Source organism: Quadrisphaera sp. INWT6 (assembly GCF_015390235.1).
In the GTDB taxonomy this organism is placed as follows: Bacteria; Actinomycetota; Actinomycetes; order Actinomycetales; family Quadrisphaeraceae; genus Quadrisphaera.
This window is the reverse complement of the sequence record NZ_VUOH01000002.1, coordinates 841091-861664: the sequence shown is the minus strand read 5'-3', so window position 1 is coordinate 861664 and position 20574 is coordinate 841091. Positions and strand designations below refer to the sequence as shown.

The window sequence follows — 20574 nt, the reverse complement described above, 5'->3', positions numbered from 1 at the left end:
CCCGGACGCCGGGCCCCCACCGCCGACCGCTGCGGCGGGGACCCGGGACGGAACTGCTGCTCAGCCCTTCCAGATCGCGGTGTAGATGTCCTTGTAGCCGCTCGGCGGGTCGAAGACGTCGCCCGTCGGCACGTTCTGCTTCGTGATCAGACCCGGCTGGGCCACGAACCCCGACGGCGCCTCGCCGGCGAGCGCGCGGTTCACCTCGTCGACCAGCTGCCAGCCCTGCAGGTCGAGCGGTTCCGCGACGGTGACGGCCTGGTAGTTGTCGGTGCGGATGCGCTGCATCTCGGCTGCGTCGCCGTCGCCCGCGGCGACCGACTTCGGCGGCCCGTCGGCGCTGCGCCCCGCGTCGCGCAGGGCGGTGGCGGCACCCCCGAAGTAGTTGCCGTTGATGGCCATCAGGTAGCCGAGGGCGTCACCGTTCTGCTGGAGCAGGTTGCTGACCAGACCGGGCATGCGGCTGTCGGCGTCCGCGATCGGCGAGTCCTCGAAGCTGAGCACCTGGCACCCGGAGCAGGCCTTCACGTAGGCCTCCATGGCCCGGGCCTTGGTGACGGCCAGCTCGTACTGCCCGTCCGTGAAGATCGCGACACCGGCCTTCCCGTCGGAGTCGGCCACGGCGTAGGCGGCGGCGAGCTGCGCGACGACGAGCGGGTCGGTGCTGACGTTGGTGACCATGCCGTTGCCCGGCCCGGTCAGGACGCCCGCGTGCCAGCCGATGACGGGGATTCCCGCGTCCGTGGCCTGCTTGACGGGGGCGGCCTGCTCGGTGGGGTCGAGCCCGCCCAGGACGATCGCGGCCGGGCCCGAGGTGATGGCCTGGTTCATCGCGTCGGTGTTGCCCTGCGGCGTGCCCTGGCCGTCGTAGACGTTGACCTTCCACCCGATGGCGCCCGCGGCCTCCTCGACGGCCTTCGACACCGTGTTGTGCCCGCCGTTGGACAGGTCTCCGGCGACGAACGCGATGGTCGCCCCCGGCTGCTGGGCCTTCGGCCCGGTCGAGGGGGGCGTGAAGCCCTCCTTGCCCTCGAGGCTGGTGGCGACGAGGTCCTTGCTGAACTGGACCGGGTCGCCCTGCGGCAGGATCGAGCTGAAGTCGGCGGTGGAGGTGTCCGAGGCGGTGGCCCCGTCCGACGCTGCGGTCGAGGCGCTGCCGGCCGCGGTGCTCCCGCTCTGCTCCGCCACGGAGCCGCTGGAGCACGAGGCGAGCAGGAGGGCGACGGGGAGGGCGAGGGCTGCGAGGACGCGGCGCTGCGTCCTCCGGGTGCGGTTCATGGGGTGCTCCTCGTGGTGGTGGGTGGACGGGTCGTGCTGGTCGAGCGGTCAGGGGTGGTCCCCGGGGGCGGGTCGGCCGTGTCGGCCGGGCCGCCCCCGGGGTCGGCCCGGACCCCTCCCGCCCCCTCGTCGGGAGCGGTGGCTGCGGGGGGTGCGTCGGCCTGCGCCACGCGGCGGCGGCTCGCGAGGCTGGCGATGGTGATGGCCGCCACGAGCGTCAGGCCGTTGAAGAGGGGCTCGAGGTAGAACCGTCCGGGCAGCAGCTGCTGGAGGCCCGAGATGCCGATGGTGGCGATGGCGACCCCGAGCAGGGTGCCGAGCGCGTTGACGCGACCGGGGCGGATGGTGGTCGACCCCAGGAAGGCGGCGGTCAGCGCCGGCAGCAGGTACTCCGGCCCGATGTTCGACTGGACCACACCGCCGGCGCGGGAGGCGACGAGGATGCCCGCGACCGCGGTGAGCACGCCCGAGGCCACCATCGCCCCGACCACGTACCGGCGGCGCGGGACGCCGGTGAGCTCGGCGGCGCGGGGGTTGGCGCCGACGGCGTACAGGTAGCGCCCCGCGGGCAGGTGCTCCAGCACCACCCAGAGCACGACGCCCAGCAGCACGGCGATGACGAAGGGGCCGGGCACGGGACCCAGCGACCACGTCGCCAGCCCGTCGAAGGCCGCGGCGCGCTGGCCCGCCCCGTCGGTGATCTGCCGGCCCCCGGTGTGCCAGAACGTCACCGCGTAGATGACCTGCCCCGTCGCGAGGGTGGCGATGAACGCGTCGACCTGCGCGAGCTCGACGAGCAGGGCGTTGAGGAGCCCGACGAGCGCCCCGCCGAGCAGGCACAGGACCAGCGCGACGCGGTAGTCGAGCCCCATCAGCTGGAACGACAGCGCCATGACCTGCCACAGCCCGAGGCCGTAGCCGATGGAGAGGTCGATCTTGCCCGCGACCATCGGCACCGTGACCGCCAGGGCGAGGATGAGCAGCACGGACTTGCTGGCCGTCAGCAGCTGGAAGTTCAGCAGCGTGGCGAAGGTGTCCGGGCGGGCGACGGCGAAGACCGCGAACAGCACGACGGTCAGGACGACCATGCCGTAGACGCTGAAGAGCTTGCGGTGCCAGGGAGCGCCCGGCGGGGGCTCCAGCGCCGTCGAGCGCAGCGAGGTGCTCATGTGGTGCTCCCGGAGGTGCTCAGGCCGCTGGCGGCGGCGACGAGGTTGGCGATGGTGAGGTCCGGTCCGCGCAGCTCGGCGACCACGCGGCCGCGCTCGAGCACGAGGGCGCGGTGGGCGATCCTGCTGACCTCCTCCATGTCGGTGGAGACCACGACGGTCGCGGTGCCGTCACGGGCGGCGTCGCGCAGCAGGGCGTAGATCTCGGCCTTGGCGCCGACGTCGACGCCCATGGTCGGCTCCTCGAGCACCAGCACGCTGCGCCCCAGGCCGAGCCAGCGGGCCAGGACCACCTTCTGCTGGTTGCCGCCCGAGAGGGTGTCGCACGCCAGCTCGGGGTCGCTCGGGCGCACCCCGAAGCGCTGGACCTGGGCGAACGCGGCCCTGCGCTCCGTCCTCAGCCGGTAGGGCCGCCAGGCGCGGCGCCCCCAGACGGCCGGGTTGACGAAGAGGTTCTCCCGCACGGACAGGCCGGTGGCCACGGACTCCGTCTCGCGGTTGGAGGTGGCGAAGCCGACACCGGCCCTCACGGCGTCACCGGGGCCCCGCGGTCGGTGGCAGCGCCGTCGATGGTCATGGCCCCGTCGCTGGGGACGGCACCGGCCACCGCGCGTCCGACGGCCTCCTGCCCGGCGCCGCGCAGGCCGCACAGGGCCAGCACCTCGCCGCGGCGGACGCTGAGGTCGACGGGCCCCGCACCGCCGGCGCGCACCCCGGCCAGCTCCAGCCGCACGTCGTCGGCGGGGGCGTCGAAAGCCGGCAGCTGCGTCTCGCTGCCGACGATCAGCTGCACCAGCTCAGCGGGCGGCAGGCCCGCCACGGGCCGGTCGGCGACGACGACGCCGTTGCGCATCACGACCGTGCGGGAGGAGATCTGGTAGATCTCGTCGAGGCGGTGGGAGACGTAGAGCATCCCGACGCCGCGGTCGCGCAGGCGCCGCAGCACCGTGAAGAGCCGCTCGACGTCAGCCGCCGGCAGCGAGGCCGTCGGCTCGTCCAGGACCAGGAGCAGCGGGTCGGAGACCAGGCCCCGGGCGATGGCGAGGAGGCTCCGCTCGGTGCGCGGCAGGTCGACGATGCGGGTCTCCGGGTCGATGCCGCCACCGACGGCGTCCAGGACCCGCTCCGCCTGGGCCCGGACGCCCCTCTGGCTGATGAACCCCGCCCGGCGGGGGTAGCCGAGCACCTGCGCGATGTTCTCCGCGACCGTCATCCAGTCGACCAGCCCGAGGTTCTGGTGCACGAAGGAGATGCGCTTGCGGGTGCCGCCGGCGTCGAGGTCGGTGCCGCGCAGCAGCACGCGCCCTGCGTCCGGCCGGTAGACCCCGGCCAGCATCTTGATCACCGTGGACTTCCCGGCGCCGTTCTCGCCGAGCAGCGAGACCACCTCGCCCGTGCCGACGGCGAAGCTGACGTCCTGCGCGGCGCGCGTGGCGTAGAAGCTCTTGCTCAGGCCCTCGACGCGCAGCAGGTCGGGGGCCGGGGCGGGGGCGGTCACGACGTCCGCTCCAGCGCACCGAGGCGGTCGGCGAGCACGTGCAGGTCGCGCACCAGCTGCGCGCGCAGCTCCGGTGTCCCGCGGCGGCTGATGAGCGTGGTGCTCACCGCGGTGGGGACCAGCGCGCCGGGGACCGCGACCGCCAGGCAGATGACGCCGGGGACCCCCTGCTCCTCGTCGACCGCGTGACCGCGGCGTCGCGAGGCCAGCAGGTCGTCCCGGAGCGCGGCGACCGTCCGGTGCGACCGCGGTGTGGGGGTCGGCAGCTCGTCGATGAGGGCGAGCCGGGCCTGGAGGTCGGCGTCGGGGAGGACCGACATCATGGCCTTGCCCAGGCCCGTGACCACGGCGGGGTTGCGGGACCCGATGTCGTTGACGAAGCGGATCGGCTGGTTGCCCTCGCTGCGGGCGACGTAGAGCACCTCGAGCCCCTCCAGGACCCCGAGCAGCACGGTCTCGCCGCGGAGCGCCGGCAGGGAGGCGGCGGTCCGCCGGAACTCCGCCACGAGGTCGGTGCTGATGAGGAGCGAGCGGCTGAGCTCGAGCACCTTGTAGCCCAGGAGCCAGCCGCGGGCGCTGCGGCGGACCATGGCGGCGGCCTCGAGGCTCAGCAGCACGTTCGCCACCGACGACTTCGGCAGCTCCAGCAGCGCCACGAGCTCGGTCAGGGTCGTCGCCTCCCGGCGGCGGGCCAGCGCCTCCAGCACCAGGGCCGCGCGGTAGGCGGCCGGCGACGGGCCGGGGTCGAGGCTCAGCTGGGCGGCGACCGCCACGTGCGGCGCCGCCGCCTGGTCGGTCACCGCAGCGCTCCCCGCCGGTCGTCGCCGGAGCTCGCCCGGAGGGCGGCCGCGGCGTCGCGGGTGCCGGTCCGCAGCCGGTACACGCTGGTGGACGCGGTGATGAGCAGGTCGCTGCCGTCGTCACCGCCGAAGCAGGCGTTCGAGACCCGCTCGGGGACGGGCACCCGCTCCAGCAGCGCGCCGCTCGGGTCGAGCACCAGGACCGCGTCGTCGCTGGAGCACCAGAGCCGCCCCTCGACGTCGACCCGGAAGCCGTCGACGACGCCGCGCTCGCACACGTGCACCACCTCGCCGCCCTCCAGGCGGGGCGCGTCGCCCTCACCGCGGACGACGCGGAACGCCCGCACGTGGTGCGCCTGCTCGGACGGGTCGTCGCTGGTGAGCCCGGTGTCGGCGACGTACAGCACCGACTCGTCGGGGCTGAAGGCCAACCCGTTGGGCTGCTGGAAGTCGGTGGCGACGGCGTCCAGCCGGCCGTCGGGGTCCAGGCGGAAGACCCAGCAGCCGCCGTACTCGCGCTGACCGGGGTGGCCCTCGGCCTCGACCGTGATGCCGTACGCGGGGTCGGTGAACCAGATCGCGCCGTCCGAGGCGACCACCACGTCGTTCGGGGAGTTGAGCCGGTGACCCCGGTAGGAGTCCACGACGGTGGAGACCCCGTCGCCCCGCTCCAGCTCGACGGCCCGGCGCCCGTGGCTGCACTGGTACCAGCCGCCCCCCGGGGCCGGCGTCCGGCCGTTGGTGAACTCCACGGCGGACCGGCGGGTCCCGGAGGCACCGGTGCGCGGGTCCCAGGAGCAGATGCGGTCGGCGGGGATGTCGCTCCAGACGAGCACGCCCTCCTCGGCGACCCAGCACGGGCCCTCCAGCCACGCACCGCCCCCGGCGACCCGCTCGAGGCGGTGGCCCCCGGGGAGCACCCCCGCGGGCAGCCCGGGCAGCGGTGCTGACCCCGGGGCCCGGTCGTCACCGGTGGGGCTGGGAACGTCGTCGTCCACGGGGTCCTCCTTCGGACTGGCCGGCGTCGAGTGGAGCACCGAGCCCGGCTGCAACCTACGAACGGTCCAGCCCGCTGGACCGGGGTCGCCCGGTCTCCCCTTCGAGGGCTGCCGGGGTCCAGGGGGCTGGACCGGGACGTGGTCCTCGGGGCCCCGCCGCGTACGGTCCTGGTGACGGCACCGGCGCCGTCCGAGCCCCTCGGGAGGTCAGCACGTGGCAGGTCCGCAGCTCGAGGTGGTCGGCAGCGCGCTGGCCCTCGCACCGCAGCAGCCCGGGGCCGACAGGGCCGTGCGCGAGGGCGGCCCCGCCCTCTGGCGGCGGCAGCTGTCGCGGCTGCGGCGCGCCGGGTTCAGCGCGCTCGACGTCCCCGACGGGTGGCTGCCGGTCGTGGAGATGTCTCCCGCTGAGCGCCAGGACCTCGGCTCCGTGCTCGACGAGCTGGGCCTGGCCGTCCGGGGCCTGAACGTGACGCGCTGCAGCGTGGTCGACCCCGAGCGGGGCGAGGAGAACACCGAGCGCCTGCTCCGGGCCGCGGAGGTCGTCGCCGAGCTCGGGTGGGGCCTGCTCGGCGTCGGGTTCCACCCCCGGCTGCGTCCCGACCAGGGCTGGCCGCTGGTGTTCTGGGAGAGCCCGTCGACGGCGGACGACCTCGGCGAGGAGACCCGTGCGCTCGCGGCGGACAGGCTCCGCCGCGTGGCGGCCCGGGCCGCGGAGCTGGGCGTCCAGGTGAGCGTGGAGATGTACGAGGACACGCTGGCCGCGACGGGGGCCGATGCCGTGCGCCTGGTGCAGGACGTCGGAGCGCCCAACCTCGGCATCAACCCCGACCTGGGCAACCTGCACCGGACGGCGCGTCCCGAGCGCGAGCACTGGCTCGAGACGGTGCGGGCCGTCGCTCCGCACATGGACTACTGGCACCTCAAGGACTGCGTCCGCGCGCACGTCGACGGCGGGCCGCCCGCCGTCGTCCCCACCCCCCTCGGCCAGGGGCAGCTCGACTACCGGCTGGCCGTCACCGAGGCGGTCGCCGGCGGCTACCGGGGCCCGCTGGTCGTGGAGCACTACGGCGGCGACGCCGTGTGGGTGCAGGAGCTGGGGCGGCGCTACCTGGAGCGGCTGCTCGACGACCTCGCCGAGGAGGGCGTGCTGTGAGCGCTGTCGGAGGGTCCGAGCGGGGACCGGGGGTGCACGTCGGCCCCAACCACGAGCCGCTGCTCGAGGAGGCCGTCCGCGCGGGCGGTGGGCGCGTCGTGCCCCTCTCGGAGGCGTCGGGTCTGGTCTACCGGGGCAGCGACGAGCCCGGGGAGGTCGTCGCCATGCTCCACCCCGGCATCCGCTGGGTGCAGCTGTGCCACGCGGGCGTCGAGCGGTGGACGGCCAACGACCTGGTGACCCGCGAGCCGGTGTGGACCAGCGCCGCCGGCGCCTACTCGCTGCAGGTGGCCGAGCACGCCCTCGCCCTCCTCCTCGCCGCCGCCAGGGACCTCCCCGCGGCGGCCCGCGCCACCTCGTGGGAGCCGAAGCGGACCCGCTCCCTGGCCCGCTCGACGGTGGCGCTCGTCGGCGCGGGCGGGATCGCCAGGTCGCTGGCCGCGCTGCTGGAGCCGCTCGGGTGCCGCCTCCTGGCGGTCAGCGACTCCGGGCCCTTCCCGGGGGCGGAGCGGACGGTGCCGCGGGCGTCGTACCGGGACGTGCTCGGCGAGGCCGACCACGTGGTGCTCACCGCACCGTCCACGGCACAGACGCGCGGCATGGTCGGGGCCGCCGAGCTGGCCCTCATGAAGCCGACCGCCTGGCTGGTCAACGTCGCCCGCGGCGACCTCGTCGTCACGGACGACCTCCTGGACGCCCTCGACGCCGGCGTGGTCGCGGGGGCCGCCCTCGACGTCACCGACCCCGAGCCGCTGCCTCCGGGCCACCCCCTGTGGACGCACCCCCGGGTCCTCGTCACCCCGCACTCGGCCAACCCCGACGACGCCTACTGGCCCACCCTCGCGGGACGGGTGGAGGAGAACGTGCGGCGCTTCGGCGCCGGGGAGCCGCTGGTGGCGGTCATCGAGCCGGGCGGCTTCTGACCGCCTGCCGGTCGGGCGACCGGCCGGCGGCGTCAGGTGGCGTCAGGCGGCCTCGGAGCGGCCGGCCTTCCAGTAGCCCATCGCGGCCAGCGACGTCTTCGGCAGGCCCGCGCCGCGCACGAGGCGGCGCAGGTCGCGGACCACGGAGGCCTCGCCGGCGACCCACGCGTACAGGTCGCCGCTGCCCACGGCCTCCGGGACGTCCCAGAGCACGTCGAGGTCGGCGTCCGGGTCGCAGGTCGAGCCCGCCTCGGCCGGCCGGCGCGGCGCGGGGGCGACCAGCCCGCCGCCGTCGAGGAGCGAGCGCACCGCGTCGACCAGCAGCGACCCGTGGGCGGCGTGACCGGCGGGGCCCTGGCGCGGCAGCCAGCGCACCGCGGCGCCGCCGGAGGCGACGGGCTGCAGCGCGTCCTCGGCGCAGGGGACCTCGAGCAGCGCCACCGTGCGGCGGGCGGCCTCGGGCTCCAGGGCCTCCAGCACGGCGCAGACGGCGGGGACGGCGGTCTCGTCGCCGGCCAGCAGCAGCCGACCGCCCTCCGGGGGCGCCCACTCGCGGCCCCAGGCGCGTCCGGTGCCGGGGCGGTCCGGGCCGACGACCACGAGCTGGTCGCCGGGGCGGGCCGTCATCGCCCAGCGGGAGGCCGGGCCGGCGGCGGCGTGGTCACCGGGGGCGGCGCCGTGGAGCACGAAGTCGACGTCGACCTCGCCCAGGCAGGGGCGCGCCCCCCGGACGGTGTAGGTGCGCAGCAGGGGCCGCTGGTCGCCGGGGGCGGCGAGCCACTGCGGGTACCAGTCCTCACCCCACGCGCGGCAGGTGGCCACGAGGTCGGCCGCGGTGCGGCCCGGCGCGGGCAGCACGACCTTGATGCGCTGGTCGGCGCCGCAGGCGCCGAAGCCGAGCAGGTCGTCACCGCTGAAGGTGATGCGGGTGAAGCTCGGGCACAGGCGCTGGACGCGGCTGACCTCCACGGCGAAGGTGCGGTACCCGGGGCTCTCCACGCAGGGAAGGCTAACCTCAGTCCGGCGGTGCGGGCCACCCCCTCGTCCGGAACGGCCCCGAGGACCTGCCCGTCACCCGCCCAGACCAGCCGCCAGCCGCTGCGGCGCGTGCCGCGTCGGCTCCCGGTAGAGCGGGTACAGCTCGCCCACGGTCCGCTCCACGGCGGCGCGGTCGAGCCAGGCGGGTCCGCCGACGCGCTCGGTCGCCTCGGGGGTCAGTACGACCGGCAGCTGGTCCGCCGTCGTCGGTGCGCCGAGGCCCACCAGGTCGCTCCCGCGGTCGAGCAGGCGGCGCAGCACCCGCTCGCCGATGCGCAGGTACGACAGGGTCTCCACCTCCAGGCCCGGCACCACGGCCTTGACGGCGTGCACCGGCGCCCCGTCGGGGGTGGTGCGCGTCCACGCCAGGGACAGGACGTCGAAGCCGCGCAGCCGCTCCAGCCAGGTCTCCAGCAGCGCCTGGGGCGTCTCCCACGCCGCGCGCGGGCTGGTCGGGAGGTCGGTGAAGGGCACCGAGGTCCGCCGTCCGAGCAGCGCGGGCGCCAGCAGCTGCGCGAGGTCGGGCCCCGTGCGCGCCGTCCAGGCCGTCATCTCCTCCAGGGCCCGGGCCTCCTGCTCGGGCAGCGGGACCGCCAGCTCGGCCGCGAGGTGCTCCGGGTCGCGCCGGCGGACCTCCTCCAGCGGGCCGAACGCGAACGCCCGGCGAGCCCGCGAGGAGCAGAACTCCAGGACCGCCTTGCGGACGGCCTCCTCCCGGTCGGGGTGCGCCGCCTCGCCGACGGCGCTGACCGCGATGCCCGGCACCGCGGCCCCACCGGCCCTGTCGTCGCGCCCGGCCACGTGCACGACGACGGCGAGCTCGGTGCTGTCCAGCTTCACGACCGGGTCGATGCCCAGCCCGCGCAGCCGCTCCAGCAGCGCAAGGGTCGCGGGGTCGGTGATCCCCGCCTCGTCGACGACCACCCCGGTGTCGAGCGCGCGGAAGTCGACGGTGTCGCCGTCGCGCTGCACCAGCTCGCCCAGGGCGTGCCCGAGCGCCCGCTCGAGGGTCTCCCCGGCGCCCATGCCGTTCGAGATCGGCGTCGTCAGCCAGGCGCCCGACGGCGGCGCGCCTCCCGCGGCCCCGCTCGGGGCTGCGACCTCGGCCGGGACCAGCACCTCCTCGCCGGTGCTCCAGCGCGTCATCGGCAGCCACAGCAGCGGGCGCTCCAGCAGCGGGTGGCGCGGGTCGGCGTCGCTCCCCGCGGGCAGCACGAGCGAGCGGGGGTCGGCGACCCGGTCGGCCCCGCGCCGCCGCACCAGCTCCGCGTACGAGCCGGTCACGGGCTCCGGGCGCCGGTCGGGCTCCAGCGGCAGGGCGTGCTCGGCCAGCTCGCCCAGGGCCCCCACCCGCGCCGCGAGGGCCGAGGTGCCGTACCCGACGCCGTGGCCGTCGCGCCGCGGGTCGCCGGCGGAGCGCCAGGTGGCGGCGGCCGTGGGCACGCCGGTGCGGTCGTACGGGGTGACGTCGACCTCGACCACCGCCCCCGGCGGGAGCGCCCCCGCGTACCGCTCGGCGGCGGCGGCGAGGGCGTCGGGCGCAGCGGGGGAGCTCACGGGCCCACTGTGCCCGGGGAGGTGCGGGGCCGCGCGCCCCGCGGGTCTGTCATGATCTTCACCATGGTGAGTCACGGACCTGCGGAGCACCTCGAGCGAGAGCTCGCCGTGCTCCTGCGCCGCGCGCGCGGCCTGTCCGGCCAGCTGGCCAGGCAGCTCCACCCCGAGCTGGAGCCCGGGGCCTACGGCCTGATGCTCCGCGTGGCGCTGGAGGGGGGCGCCCGGGCCACCGACCTGGCCGCCTACCTCGGCATCGGCAAGCCCACGATCTCGCGGCAGCTCGCCACCCTGGAGCGCCTCGGCCTCATCGAGCGCTCGCGCGACGCCGAGGACGCCCGCGCCCACGTGGTGACCCTCACCGCCGCCGGAGCCGCCCAGGTCGAGGAGGTGCGCGCGGCGCGCCGCGCCCACGTGCACGAGATGCTCAGCGGCTGGACGGACGACGACGTCGAGCTCCTCGCGGGGCTCCTCGGCCGCTTCAACCGGGTCTCCGCGCAGGGCTCCTCCGACGGCGACGACGGCGCCTCGCGCGCCGTCTGACCAGCCGCTGACCGCGCCGCGGCGCGACGCGCCAAAGCGGGTCGCCCGGGCCGGGTGCTCAAGGCACCCCGCCCGGGCGCCGATGCCTGAGCGGTGCAGCCAGCGGATGCGGACCACGGCCAGCGGCCCACCCGGGGGGGTGCCCTGCGCCGGCCCGCCCTCCTCGCCCTCTGCCTCGCGCTGACCGCGGGCACCGTCCTCGCTCCCGGGCTCGACCCGGCGGCGGCTCCCGCGTCGGCCGACCCGCGCACCCCCAGCCAGGCCCAGGTCGACGCCGCGCGCCAGGCCGCCGCTGACGGCGCCTCCCAGGTGGAGGCGGTGCAGGGCCAGCTCGCCGCGGCGAACGACGCCCTCGACACCGCCCAGGTGCAGGCGGCCGTCGCGGCCGAGGCCTACGACGCCGCCGCCGAGGAGCTCGCGGCGCGCACCGAGGCCGCCCGCTCCACGGCCGAGGCCGCCACCGACGCCCAGGCCCGCGCCGACGAGGCCAGGGCCGCCGTCGGCCGCCTCGCCGCGGGCAGCTACCGCAGCGGGGGAGACCTCGACCGGGTCTCGGCCTTCCTGTCCGCCGACGGCCCCCAGGACCTCCTCGACCGCGCGTCCCTGCTCGACGCCGTGGGCCAGCGCACCGACCGCGCCTACGAGCAGCTGCGCGCAGCGGAGTCCGTCGCCGCGCTCCTGCAGGCCCAGTCCGACGCCGCCCTCGCCGACCAGCGCACCGCCGCCGAGGCCGCCTCCGCCGCCCGCGACGCCGCCCAGCACGCCGCCGACGCCGCCACGGCCCTCGTCACCACCACCGAGCAGCAGCGCGGCGCCCTCGTCGCGCAGCTCGCGCAGCTGCAGGGCACCAGCACCGCGCTGGCAGCCCAGCGCGCCGACGGCCTCGCCGCGGAGGCCCGGGAGCGCGCCGAGGCCCAGGCCCGCGCCGACCGCGCGCGCCGCCAGGCGGCCCCGGCGCCGTCGTCCTCCGGCTCCTCCAGCTCCTCGGGGAGGTCTTCGTCGGGCTCGTCGGGCTCGTCGTCGGGCGGCTCGAGCTCGTCGGGCTCCTCCGGCTCCGGCTCCTCGGGCGGCTCGTCCGGGCGCGCGTCAGCGCCCTCGGGCAGCTCCTCGGCCAGCGCCTCCCAGGGCCAGGCGGCCCTGGAGTGGGCCCGCACCCAGATCGGCGACCCCTACGAGTGGGGGGCCACCGGCCCCGACAGCTGGGACTGCTCCGGGCTGACCTCCGCGGCCTACCGCGCCGCCGGCGCCTCGCTGCCGCGGACCTCCTCGGCGCAGTACCGGGCCGTGGCCAAGGTCTCCTACGACGACATGCGCCCCGGCGACCTCATCTTCTACGGCTCCGACCCCGACGACGCCTCGACGGTCTACCACGTGGCGATCTACGCCGGCGGCGGCCAGATGGTCGAGGCGCCGCGCACCGGGCTCGACGTGCGGACCACCGCCGTCCGGTACGCGAACTCCATGACCTGGGCGGGGAGGCCCTGACCGGGGTGCGCGGACCGGTGGGGGAGAGTCGTCGCGTGCTGACCGACCCGCCGACCGACCTGCCCCACGACGCCGTCCTGTTCGACTGCGACGGCGTCCTCGCCGACTCCGAGGCCACCACCAACGAGGTGCTCCGCGGGATGCTCGCCGAGATGGGCTGGACCCTCGACGCCCGCGAGTCGCTGCGCCGCTTCGTCGGGCGGGCCGTCATGGACGAGGCCGACGTCATCGAGGAGCACACCGGCGTCCGCATCGACGCCGCGTGGCTCGCGGGCTTCCGGGCCCGCCGCGACGTCGCCCTGCGTGCCGGTCTGCAGCCGGTGGCCGGCGCCCCCGAGCTCGTGGCCGCCGTCGCCGCCCGGTACGGCGAGCGGGTGGCGTGCGCGTCCGGCGCCGACCGCGCCAAGACCGAGATGCAGCTGGACATCACGGGCCTGCGCCGGCACTTCGGCGACCGGGTCTTCAGCGGCCAGGAGACGCCGCGCACCAAGCCCGCCCCCGACGTCTACCTGCTCGCCGCCGCCACCCTCGGCGTCGACCCGGCGCGGGCCGCCGTGGTGGAGGACTCCGTGGCCGGCGTCACCGCCGGGGCGGCCGCGGGGGCCGCGGTCTACGCCTACTGCGCCCCCGACCAGGAGCACACCGCCCCCGCGGCGCTGCGCGCGGCGGGGGCGGCGGTCGTGGTCAGCGACCTGGCCGAGCTCGTGCCGCTGCTGCTGGGCAGCGGGCCGAGCGCGGCCTGAGGGATCGCGCCCCGCGGGGCGCTCGCGGGGTCAGTGCCCCGACTGCGCCCGCACGTCGGGGCGCTGCCCGGCGTCGTGGCCCGAGGTCAGGTGCCCGTCGTGCTCGGCGAGGCGCCTGACCGAGTTCTCGATCTCCGCCTCGGCCTCGACGCGGCCGACCCAGTGGGCGCCCTCGACGGACTTGCCGGGCTCGAGGTCCTTGTAGGTCTCGAAGAAGTGCTGGATCTCGAGGCGGTGGAACTCGCCGATGTCCTCGAGGTCCTTCAGGTGCGCCATGCGCGGGTCGCCCGCGGGGATGCACATGACCTTGTCGTCGCCGCCGGCCTCGTCGCGCATGTGGAACATGCCGATGGCCCGGCACCGCACCACGCAGCCCGGGAAGGTCGGCTCCTCCAGCAGCACGAGCGCGTCGAGCGGGTCGCCGTCCTCGCCGAGGGTCCCCTCGATGAAGCCGTAGTCGGCCGGGTAGCGGGTGGCGGTGAAGAGCATCCTGTCGAGCTTGATGCGCCCGGTGACGTGGTCGACCTCGTACTTGTTCCGCGACCCGCGCGGGATCTCGATCGTCACGTCGAACTCCACGGTGACCTCCTGGTCGGCTCCGGCACATCAGGGTGGGGTGCGGCGCGCCGCTGCGCCCCACCAGAAGACCGCTCGTCGCGGTCGGCTGCCGGTTAGTGTCCCGCACGCAGGACAGGTGAGACGAGGAGCCCGTGGCAGGTCCACCCGACAGCACGACCGGGAGCACCCCGGTGGGCGCCAGCGACCCCACCACCGGCCCCACCGCCGGTCCTCCTCCCGGTCCCGGGGAGCGGCGGTCGCGGAGGGGCCCGGTCGCCGCGGTGGCCGCCGCCGTCGCGGTCCTGCTGCTCGGCGGGTACGCCGCTGCTGACGCCGCCGACGCCGCGCCCGGGGTCCTCACCCTCGCCCCCGCGCCGGTCGCGCCCGCCCTGCCGGTGGCCCCCGGCGCCGCTGCCGACCCGCCCCGGCCCACCGCGCTGCCGCAGCTGGACCCCTCGGCGCCCCCGCCCGACCCCGCGGCGCTCGCCGCCGCCGTCACCTCGCTCCTCGCGGCACCCGCCCTGCGGGGCAGCGCGAGGGCGAGCGTCGTCGACGCGACCACCGGGCGGGTGCTGCTCGACGCCGGCGCCGCCGAGCCGCGCACCCCCGCGTCGGTGGCCAAGCTGCTCACCGCGGCGGCGGCCCTGTCGGTGCTGGGGCCCGACACCACCCTCCCCACGCGCGTCGTCGCCGGCACCGAGCCCGGCACCGTCGTGCTGGTCGGCGGGGGCGACCAGCTGCTCAGCGCGGGCGCCGGCGACCCGACCGCCACCACCGGCCGCGCCGGTCTGGCCGACCTCGCCGACGCCGCGGCCGCCGCGCTCCGCGAGCGCGGCGCGGGCCCGGTGCGCGTGCTCCTCGACGACTCCCTCACCGGCGGTTCGCCCCAGCTGGGCAGCGGCTGGGGCTCCGGAGACGTCGCCGCCGGGTACGTCGCCCCGCTGACCTCGGTGGCCGTCGACGCCGGGCGCACCGCTCCCGGGCGCTACGCCGCCCGCACCGGTGACCCCGCCCTCGCCGCCGCCGACCGCCTCACCGACCTGCTCGTCGAGCGCGGCGCCGCCGTCGACGAGCCCGCGGCCCGCACCAGCGCACCGGCGCCCACCCCGACCGCCTCCTCCTCGACCGCCTCCGCGGGGACGGCCCCCGCGCCGGGAGCCCTGCTCGCCGAGGTCCGCTCCGCCCCCGTCGCCGACGTCGTCGCCGTGGCGCTCGCGGAGAGCGACAACACCGTCGCCGAGTCGCTCGCCCGCCTCGTCGGCGCCGCCGCCAGCCGCCCCGCGGGGTTCGCCGAGTCGGCGCAGGCCGTCCTGGCGGCGGTCTCCACGGCGGGCGTGGACACCTCCGGCGCGGTGCTCGCCGACGGCAGCGGCCTCTCCGCGGGCTCCCGCGTGCCCCCCGCGGTCTTCACCGGGCTGCTGGCCGCGGCCGCCTCCGAGCGCTCGCCCCTGGCGCCGCTGCTGCCCGCCGTGCCCGTCGGGGGCCTGTCCGGCACCCTCGCGGAGCGCTTCACCGAGCCCGGCGCCGCCAGCGCCGCGGCCGGACGCGTCCGGGCGAAGACGGGGTCCCTCACCGGCGTGAGCAGCCTGGTCGGCACGGTGGTCGACGACGACGGGCGCCTGCTCGCCTTCGCCGTCCTCGCCGACGGCACCGGTGCCACCGACCCGGCGCGCGCCGCCCTCGACGACGTCGTGGGGGCGGTGGCGGCCTGCGGCTGCCGCGCCGCCACCGGCTGAGCACCCGACCCGCCGTCGACCCGCGGTCGACCCGCCGTCGACCCGCCCCGTGCGGGCGGGGGGCCCGGCACGGGCGGGCGGCTTACGGTGAGCGCGTGGCGGGTCCAGCGGGGGAGCACGACGGCGGCCTGGTCGACTGGGACCTCGCCGCGAGGACGGCCGTGCGCCTGGCGCGCCCGGGGCCGAGGGTGAGCCCCGAGGAGGCCCGCCGGGTGGTCGAGGTGGTCCGCTCGGCGGCCGCCGCGAGCCCGCCCCACGTCGCCCGCGTCAGCCAGCTGCTCGTGCCCGCCGGCCCGCCCGCGCGGGTGGTCGAGCGCGGCGCCTGGGCCCGGACCAACGTCGCCTCCTTCGCCAGCCTCCTGTCGCCGGTGATGACCGAGGCCCTGGCCCAGCGCTCGAGCCGCTCCCGCCGCTCCGCCGCCGGCGCCCGCGGGCTCGGCGTCGGCCGCCGCGTCACCGGCCTGCAGCTCGGCTCGCTGCTCGGGCTGCTGAGCTCGCGCGTGCTCGGCCAGTACGACGCGCTCGGCGAGGGTCCCGGCACCGGTGACCTGCTCGTCGTCGCCCCCAACGTCCTGGCCGTCCAGCGCGAGCTCGGCGTCGACCTGCGCGACTTCGCCCTCTGGGTCTGCCTGCACGAGGAGACCCACCGCGTGCAGTTCGCCGCCGCCCCCTGGCTGGCCGACCACCTGCGCTCGCGGGCCCGGGCGCTGTCCGGCGACCTGCTCGGCTCGCCCGGCGCGAGCGGCGAGCGCCTCGCCTCTGCGGTGCGCGGCCTGCGGGAGGCCGTGTCGGGCGGTGGCGGTCAGCGCTCCGGCGCCGGGCTGCTCGACCTCGCCACCACGGCCGACCAGCGCCGGGCGCTCGCCGAGGTCACCGCCGTGATGGCGCTCCTGGAGGGCCACGCCGACGTCGTCATGGACGAGGTCGGCCCGTCGGTGGTGCCCACCGTCGCCACGATCAGGCGCCGCTTCACCGCGCGGCGCGGCTCCAGCCGCGGGCTGCTCGACACCGCCCTGCGCCACGGCCTCGGCCTGGAGGCCAAGCTCCGGCAGTACGCCGACGGCGCGCGCTTCGTGCGCGGGGTGGTCCGCGAGGTCGGCACCGCCGGCCTGAACGCCGTCTGGAGCTCTCCGGCGGCGCTGCCCCGCCCCGAGGAGGTGGCCGACCCCGTGGCCTGGGTGCGCCGGGTGCACGGCTGAGCCTCCGGCGGACGCGCCCGTGACCGGGCCCCACCCGGCGGTCGCGGCGCTGCGCTCCGCGGTGGCGGCCGGCTGCGACGACCTGCCCGGGGGCGCGCTGGTGCTCGTCGCCTGCAGCGGCGGCCCGGACTCCCTCGCCCTGGCGGCCGCGGCGGGCTGGCTCGCCGGGGCCTCGCGCCCGCCGGGCCGGCGCGCCCGCTGGCGGGCCGGCGCCGTCGTCGTCGACCACGGCCTGCAGGCGGGGTCCGCCGAGGTCGCCCGGCGCGCGGCCGCGTGCTGCCGCGAGCTCGGTCTGGACCCCGTCGAGGTGGTCACCGCCGGCCCCGCGGCGCTCGCCGCCCCGGGTGGCCCGGGGCCCGAGGCCGCCGCCCGCGACGCGCGCTACGCGGCCCTCGGGGGCACCGCGCAGCGCCTGGGGGCCGCGGCGGTGCTGCTCGGCCACACCCTCGACGACCAGGCCGAGCAGGTGCTGCTCGGCCTGGCCCGCGGCTCCGGCGCGCGCTCGCTGGCCGGCATGCCCGCGCGCCGCGGCCCGTGGCGGCGGCCGCTGCTCGGCACCGGCCGCGACGTCGTGCGGGAGGCCTGCGCCGCGCTGGGGCTCACCCCGTGGGAGGACCCCACCAACGCCGACCCGTCGTTCACCAGGTCACGGGTCCGCACCCGGCTGCTGCCGGCGCTGGAGGCCGAGCTGGGCCCGGGGGTCGCCGGGGCCCTCGCCCGCACCGCCGACCAGCTGCGCGAGGACGCCGACGCGCTGGAGGCCCTCGCCGCCGAGCTGCTGGCCGCGGCCCGGCTCCCCGGCGGCGCACCGGGCGAGGACGACGACGGCGGCGGGGACGGCGTCGTCGTCCTCGACGCGGTGCGGCTGCAGGCGGCCCCGGCCGCCGTGCGCCGCCGCGCGCTGCGGGCCGCGGCCCTCGCCGCGGGGTGCCCCGCCGGCGACCTCGCGCGCTCCCACGTGCTCGCGGTCGACGCGCTCCTGACCGCCTGGCGGGGCCAGGGACCCCTGCACCTGCCCGGTCGGGTGGAGGCCTCCCGCTCGGTGGACGGGGGCTGTGGCAGGCTCTCGGTCGTCTTCAACCGCGTGACGAGAGAGCGAGCGACGCCTGGTGGACGCTGACGACATGGGGCGCGACCTCGCCGACGTGCTGATCAGCGAGGAGGCCATCCGCGCCCGCCTCGCCGAGATCGCCGCGCAGGTCGACGAGGAGTACGCCGGGAAGGACCTGCTCCTCGTGGGCGTCCTCAAGGGCGCCGTGATGGTCATGGCCGACTTCGCCCGCGCGCTGCGCGGCCCGGCCGAGATGGACTGGATGGCCGTGTCGAGCTACGGCTCGGGCACCAAGTCGTCCGGCGTGGTGCGGATCCTCAAGGACCTGGACCGCGACGTCCTGGGCCGCCACGTGCTCATCGTCGAGGACATCATCGACTCGGGCCTGACCCTGTCGTGGCTGGTCGCCAACCTCCGCTCGCGCGGTGCGGCCTCCGTCGAGGTCATGGCGCTGCTGCGCAAGCCCGAGGCCGCCAAGGTGGCCGTCGACGTGAGGCACGTCGGGTTCGACATCCCCAACGCCTTCGTCGTCGGGTACGGCCTCGACTTCGACGAGCGCTACCGCAACCTCCGCGTGGTGGGCACCCTGGCGGAGCACGTCTACTCCAGCTGACGCCCGCCCGGCCCGCGCCGGCGCGTCCGCTCACGGCGAACGGGCGGAACACAGCCGCGGCGTTCGACCGTTGGGCTGGTGAGCCCCCGTGCGCGGTGCCGGGGTGCGGCTGCCGCCGGTGTACGGTCGGCGCCGACTTCCCGAGCAGGAGGGATGGGCCACGGCCCTCATCCACGCATGAACGCCAGGCGATTCTTCCGCGGCCCCACGGTCTGGATCCTCGGGGCGCTGCTGCTCCTCGTCCTCGCCAGCCAGCTCTTCACCGGTGACCGCACCACGCACGTCGACACCCGGGTCGGCCTCGAGCAGCTCGCGAGCGGCAACGTCGCCTCGGCAGAGGTCGTCGACGGCGACCAGCAGGTCAAGCTGGTGCTGCGCGAGCCGCTCGACGGCAGCACGGACGTCGAGTTCGACTACGTCAGCGCCCGCGCCTCCGAGGTGGCGCAGTCGGTGGCGCAGAACACCACCGACTGGACCGACGAGGTGCCCCAGGGCTCGGTGCTGGGCTCGATCCTCATCACCGTCCTGCCGATCCTGCTCTTCCTGCTCCTGTTCTGGTTCCTCTTCGCCAACATGCAGGGCGGCGGCAGCCGCGTCATGCAGTTCGGCAAGTCGAAGGCGAAGCTGGTCTCCAAGGAGGCCCCCAAGGTCACCTTCGCCGACGTCGCCGGCGCCGAGGAGGCCGTCGAGGAGCTCCACGAGATCAAGGAGTTCCTCGCCGAGCCCGCCAAGTTCCAGGCGGTCGGCGCCAAGATCCCCAAGGGCGTGCTGCTCTACGGCCAGCCCGGCACCGGCAAGACCCTGCTGGCCCGCGCCGTCGCGGGCGAGGCGGGCGTGCCGTTCTACTCGATCTCCGGCTCCGACTTCGTCGAGATGTTCGTCGGCGTCGGCGCCTCCCGCGTGCGCGACCTGTTCGAGCAGGCCAAGAACAACGCGCCCGCGATCATCTTCGTCGACGAGATCGACGCCGTCGGCCGCCACCGCGGCGCCGGCATGGGCGGCGGCCACGACGAGCGCGAGCAGACGCTGAACCAGCTCCTGGTGGAGATGGACGGCTTCGACGTCAAGACCAACGTCATCCTCATCGCGGCCACCAACCGGCCCGACATCCTCGACCCGGCGCTGCTGCGCCCGGGCCGCTTCGACCGCCAGATCGCCGTCGAGGCGCCCGACATGAACGGGCGCCACCAGATCCTGCAGGTGCACGCCAAGGGCAAGCCCGTCGCCCCGGGCGTCGACCTGCTCGCCGTCGCGCGCCGCACCCCGGGCTTCTCGGGCGCCGACCTCGCCAACGTCCTCAACGAGGCGGCCCTGCTGACCGCCCGCAGCAACGGCGACGTCATCGGCGACGCCGAGCTCGACGAGGCGATCGACCGCGTCATCGCCGGCCCGCAGAAGCGGACCCGGCTGATGAACGAGAAGGAGCGGAAGATCACCGCGTACCACGAGGGCGGCCACGCCCTGGTGGCGGCGGCGCTGCGGCACACCGACCCGGTGACCAAGGTGACGATCCTCCCGCGCGGCCGGGCCCTCGGCTACACGATGGTCATGCCGGTCGACGACAAGTACTCGACCACCCGCAACGAGATCCTCGACCAGCTGGCGTACGCCCTGGGCGGCCGCGTCGCGGAGGAGCTGGTCTTCCACGACCCGACCACCGGCGCCAGCAACGACATCGAGAAGGCCACGGACATGGCCCGCAAGATGGTCACGCAGTACGGCATGAGCGAGCGCGTCGGCGCGATCAAGCTGGGCAGCGGCAGCGGCGAGGTCTTCATGGGCCGCGACATGGGCCACGAGCGCGACTACTCCGAGGGCGTCGCCGCCGTCGTCGACGAGGAGGTCCGCCGCCTCATCGAGAACGCGCACGACGAGGCGTGGGAGATCCTCATGGAGCACCGCCAGGTGCTCGACACCCTCGTGGTGCGCCTGCTCGAGGAGGAGACCCTGAACCGCGAGCAGCTCGCGGAGGTCTTCGCCCCCGTGGAGAAGCGCCCGCTGCGCCCGGTGTGGCTCTCGAGCGAGCGCCGCCACGTCGACCAGCGCCCCCCGGTGGTCAGCCCCAAGGAGCTCGCCGCCGCAGCCGTCGGCACCGACGGGCTCCCCCAGCGCATGGCCCCGCAGGACGAGGCCGCGGCCGCCGGGGAGGGCCAGCCGGCCGGCGGCGCCCGGACGCTCGAGTCCGAGGCGCAGCCCGGCAGCCGGCCCGGCGGCCCGCTGGGCCCGCAGGCCTGA

General features: G+C 76.7%; 19 protein-coding genes. 10 read left to right on the top strand and 9 right to left on the bottom strand.

Annotated features, from left to right (window positions below; genetic code table 11):
• Positions 1 to 60 precede the first annotated feature (60 nt).
• From F1641_RS08925 to F1641_RS08905, 6 genes are read right to left on the bottom strand one after another with little or no spacing between them, the layout of a single operon-like run.
• Positions 61 to 1278 (bottom strand): substrate-binding domain-containing protein, encoded by a 1218-nt coding sequence (locus F1641_RS08925; RefSeq protein WP_194904525.1) that lies wholly within the window; start codon positions 1276 to 1278, stop codon positions 61 to 63.
• On the bottom strand, positions 1275 to 2447 hold the full coding sequence (locus F1641_RS08920; RefSeq protein WP_194904523.1) for an ABC transporter permease: 1173 nt from the start codon (positions 2445 to 2447) through the stop codon (positions 1275 to 1277). The genes F1641_RS08925 and F1641_RS08920 overlap by 4 nt, the downstream gene beginning before the upstream one ends.
• Positions 2444 to 2977, bottom strand: a complete 534-nt coding sequence (locus F1641_RS19790; protein ID WP_206690793.1) for an ATP-binding cassette domain-containing protein — start codon at positions 2975 to 2977, stop codon at positions 2444 to 2446. The genes F1641_RS08920 and F1641_RS19790 overlap by 4 nt, the downstream gene beginning before the upstream one ends.
• Positions 2974 to 3945 carry an ATP-binding cassette domain-containing protein gene (locus tag F1641_RS19785; RefSeq protein WP_206690792.1) on the bottom strand — a complete coding sequence of 324 codons (972 nt, stop codon included), beginning with the start codon at positions 3943 to 3945 and terminating at the stop codon, positions 2974 to 2976. The genes F1641_RS19790 and F1641_RS19785 overlap by 4 nt, the downstream gene beginning before the upstream one ends.
• A complete protein-coding gene (locus tag F1641_RS08910; RefSeq protein ID WP_194904521.1) occupies positions 3942 to 4745 on the bottom strand; it encodes an IclR family transcriptional regulator in 804 nt (267 codons plus the stop codon). The genes F1641_RS19785 and F1641_RS08910 overlap by 4 nt, the downstream gene beginning before the upstream one ends.
• A complete protein-coding gene (locus F1641_RS08905; protein WP_309225499.1) occupies positions 4742 to 5743 on the bottom strand; it encodes an SMP-30/gluconolactonase/LRE family protein in 1002 nt (333 codons plus the stop codon). The genes F1641_RS08910 and F1641_RS08905 overlap by 4 nt, the downstream gene beginning before the upstream one ends.
• Positions 5744 to 5957: 214 nt before the next feature.
• Between F1641_RS08905 and F1641_RS08900 the strand changes: the two genes are divergently transcribed.
• Entirely contained in the window at positions 5958 to 6896 is a 939-nt protein-coding gene (locus tag F1641_RS08900) for a sugar phosphate isomerase/epimerase (protein ID WP_194904519.1), read from the top strand.
• Complete coding sequence (locus F1641_RS08895; protein ID WP_194904516.1) at positions 6893 to 7819, top strand: NAD(P)-dependent oxidoreductase; 927 nt, start codon at positions 6893 to 6895, stop codon at positions 7817 to 7819. The genes F1641_RS08900 and F1641_RS08895 overlap by 4 nt, the downstream gene beginning before the upstream one ends.
• A 42-nt stretch (positions 7820 to 7861) precedes the next feature.
• On the opposite strand, the gene F1641_RS23110 is transcribed toward F1641_RS08895, so the two are convergent.
• Both F1641_RS23110 and F1641_RS08885 read right to left on the bottom strand, forming a co-directional pair.
• Positions 7862 to 8818, bottom strand: a complete 957-nt coding sequence (locus tag F1641_RS23110) for a siderophore-interacting protein (protein ID WP_194904514.1) — start codon at positions 8816 to 8818, stop codon at positions 7862 to 7864.
• Positions 8819 to 8890: 72 nt separating this feature from the next.
• Positions 8891 to 10414 carry a YcaO-like family protein gene (locus F1641_RS08885; protein ID WP_194904513.1) on the bottom strand — a complete coding sequence of 508 codons (1524 nt, stop codon included), beginning with the start codon at positions 10412 to 10414 and terminating at the stop codon, positions 8891 to 8893.
• 63 nt (positions 10415 to 10477) lie between these two features.
• Here F1641_RS08885 and F1641_RS08880 point away from each other — a divergent pair, with 63 nt between their 5' ends.
• From F1641_RS08880 to F1641_RS08870, 3 genes are all read left to right on the top strand, one after another.
• Positions 10478 to 10954, top strand: coding sequence for a MarR family winged helix-turn-helix transcriptional regulator (locus tag F1641_RS08880; RefSeq protein ID WP_194904511.1), 477 nt, complete (start codon positions 10478 to 10480; stop codon positions 10952 to 10954).
• 93 nt (positions 10955 to 11047) lie between these two features.
• Positions 11048 to 12439: a C40 family peptidase gene (locus tag F1641_RS23105; protein ID WP_194904509.1), complete on the top strand. Its 1392-nt coding sequence runs from the start codon at positions 11048 to 11050 to the stop codon at positions 12437 to 12439.
• A 35-nt stretch (positions 12440 to 12474) separates the two neighbouring features.
• The gene (locus F1641_RS08870; protein WP_206690791.1) at positions 12475 to 13182 is read left to right on the top strand and encodes an HAD family phosphatase; all 708 of its coding nucleotides are present in this window, start codon (positions 12475 to 12477) and stop codon (positions 13180 to 13182) included.
• Positions 13183 to 13212: 30 nt separating this feature from the next.
• On the opposite strand, the gene F1641_RS08865 is transcribed toward F1641_RS08870, so the two are convergent.
• Positions 13213 to 13761, bottom strand: a complete 549-nt coding sequence (locus F1641_RS08865) for an inorganic diphosphatase (RefSeq protein ID WP_194904507.1) — start codon at positions 13759 to 13761, stop codon at positions 13213 to 13215.
• A 131-nt stretch (positions 13762 to 13892) separates the two neighbouring features.
• Between F1641_RS08865 and dacB the strand changes: the two genes are divergently transcribed.
• The 5 genes from dacB (at position 13893) to ftsH (ending at position 20574) form a co-directional block, all read left to right on the top strand.
• Positions 13893 to 15476, top strand: coding sequence for a D-alanyl-D-alanine carboxypeptidase/D-alanyl-D-alanine-endopeptidase (dacB, locus tag F1641_RS08860; protein WP_206690790.1), 1584 nt, complete (start codon positions 13893 to 13895; stop codon positions 15474 to 15476).
• 95 nt (positions 15477 to 15571) lie between these two features.
• Entirely contained in the window at positions 15572 to 16675 is a 1104-nt protein-coding gene (locus F1641_RS08855; protein ID WP_206690789.1) for a zinc-dependent metalloprotease, read from the top strand.
• Between the two features lie 19 nt (positions 16676 to 16694).
• Positions 16695 to 17795, top strand: coding sequence for a tRNA lysidine(34) synthetase TilS (tilS, locus tag F1641_RS08850; protein WP_194904505.1), 1101 nt, complete (start codon positions 16695 to 16697; stop codon positions 17793 to 17795).
• A complete protein-coding gene (gene hpt, locus F1641_RS08845) occupies positions 17785 to 18339 on the top strand; it encodes a hypoxanthine phosphoribosyltransferase (RefSeq protein ID WP_194904502.1) in 555 nt (184 codons plus the stop codon). Before tilS ends, hpt begins: the two co-directional genes overlap by 11 nt.
• Positions 18340 to 18516: 177 nt before the next feature.
• Positions 18517 to 20574: an ATP-dependent zinc metalloprotease FtsH gene (gene ftsH, locus F1641_RS08840; RefSeq protein WP_194904500.1), complete on the top strand. Its 2058-nt coding sequence runs from the start codon at positions 18517 to 18519 to the stop codon at positions 20572 to 20574.

Coding starts and splice junctions, on each gene's coding strand:
- F1641_RS08925 (WP_194904525.1), bottom strand. CDS start 1,278: ATGAACCGCACCCGGAGGACGCAGCGCCGCGTCCTCGCAGCCCTCGCC.
- F1641_RS08920 (WP_194904523.1), bottom strand. CDS start 2,447: ATGAGCACCTCGCTGCGCTCGACGGCGCTGGAGCCCCCGCCGGGCGCT.
- F1641_RS08880 (WP_194904511.1), top strand. CDS start 10,478: ATGGTGAGTCACGGACCTGCGGAGCACCTCGAGCGAGAGCTCGCCGTG.
- ftsH (WP_194904500.1), top strand. CDS start 18,517: ATGAACGCCAGGCGATTCTTCCGCGGCCCCACGGTCTGGATCCTCGGG.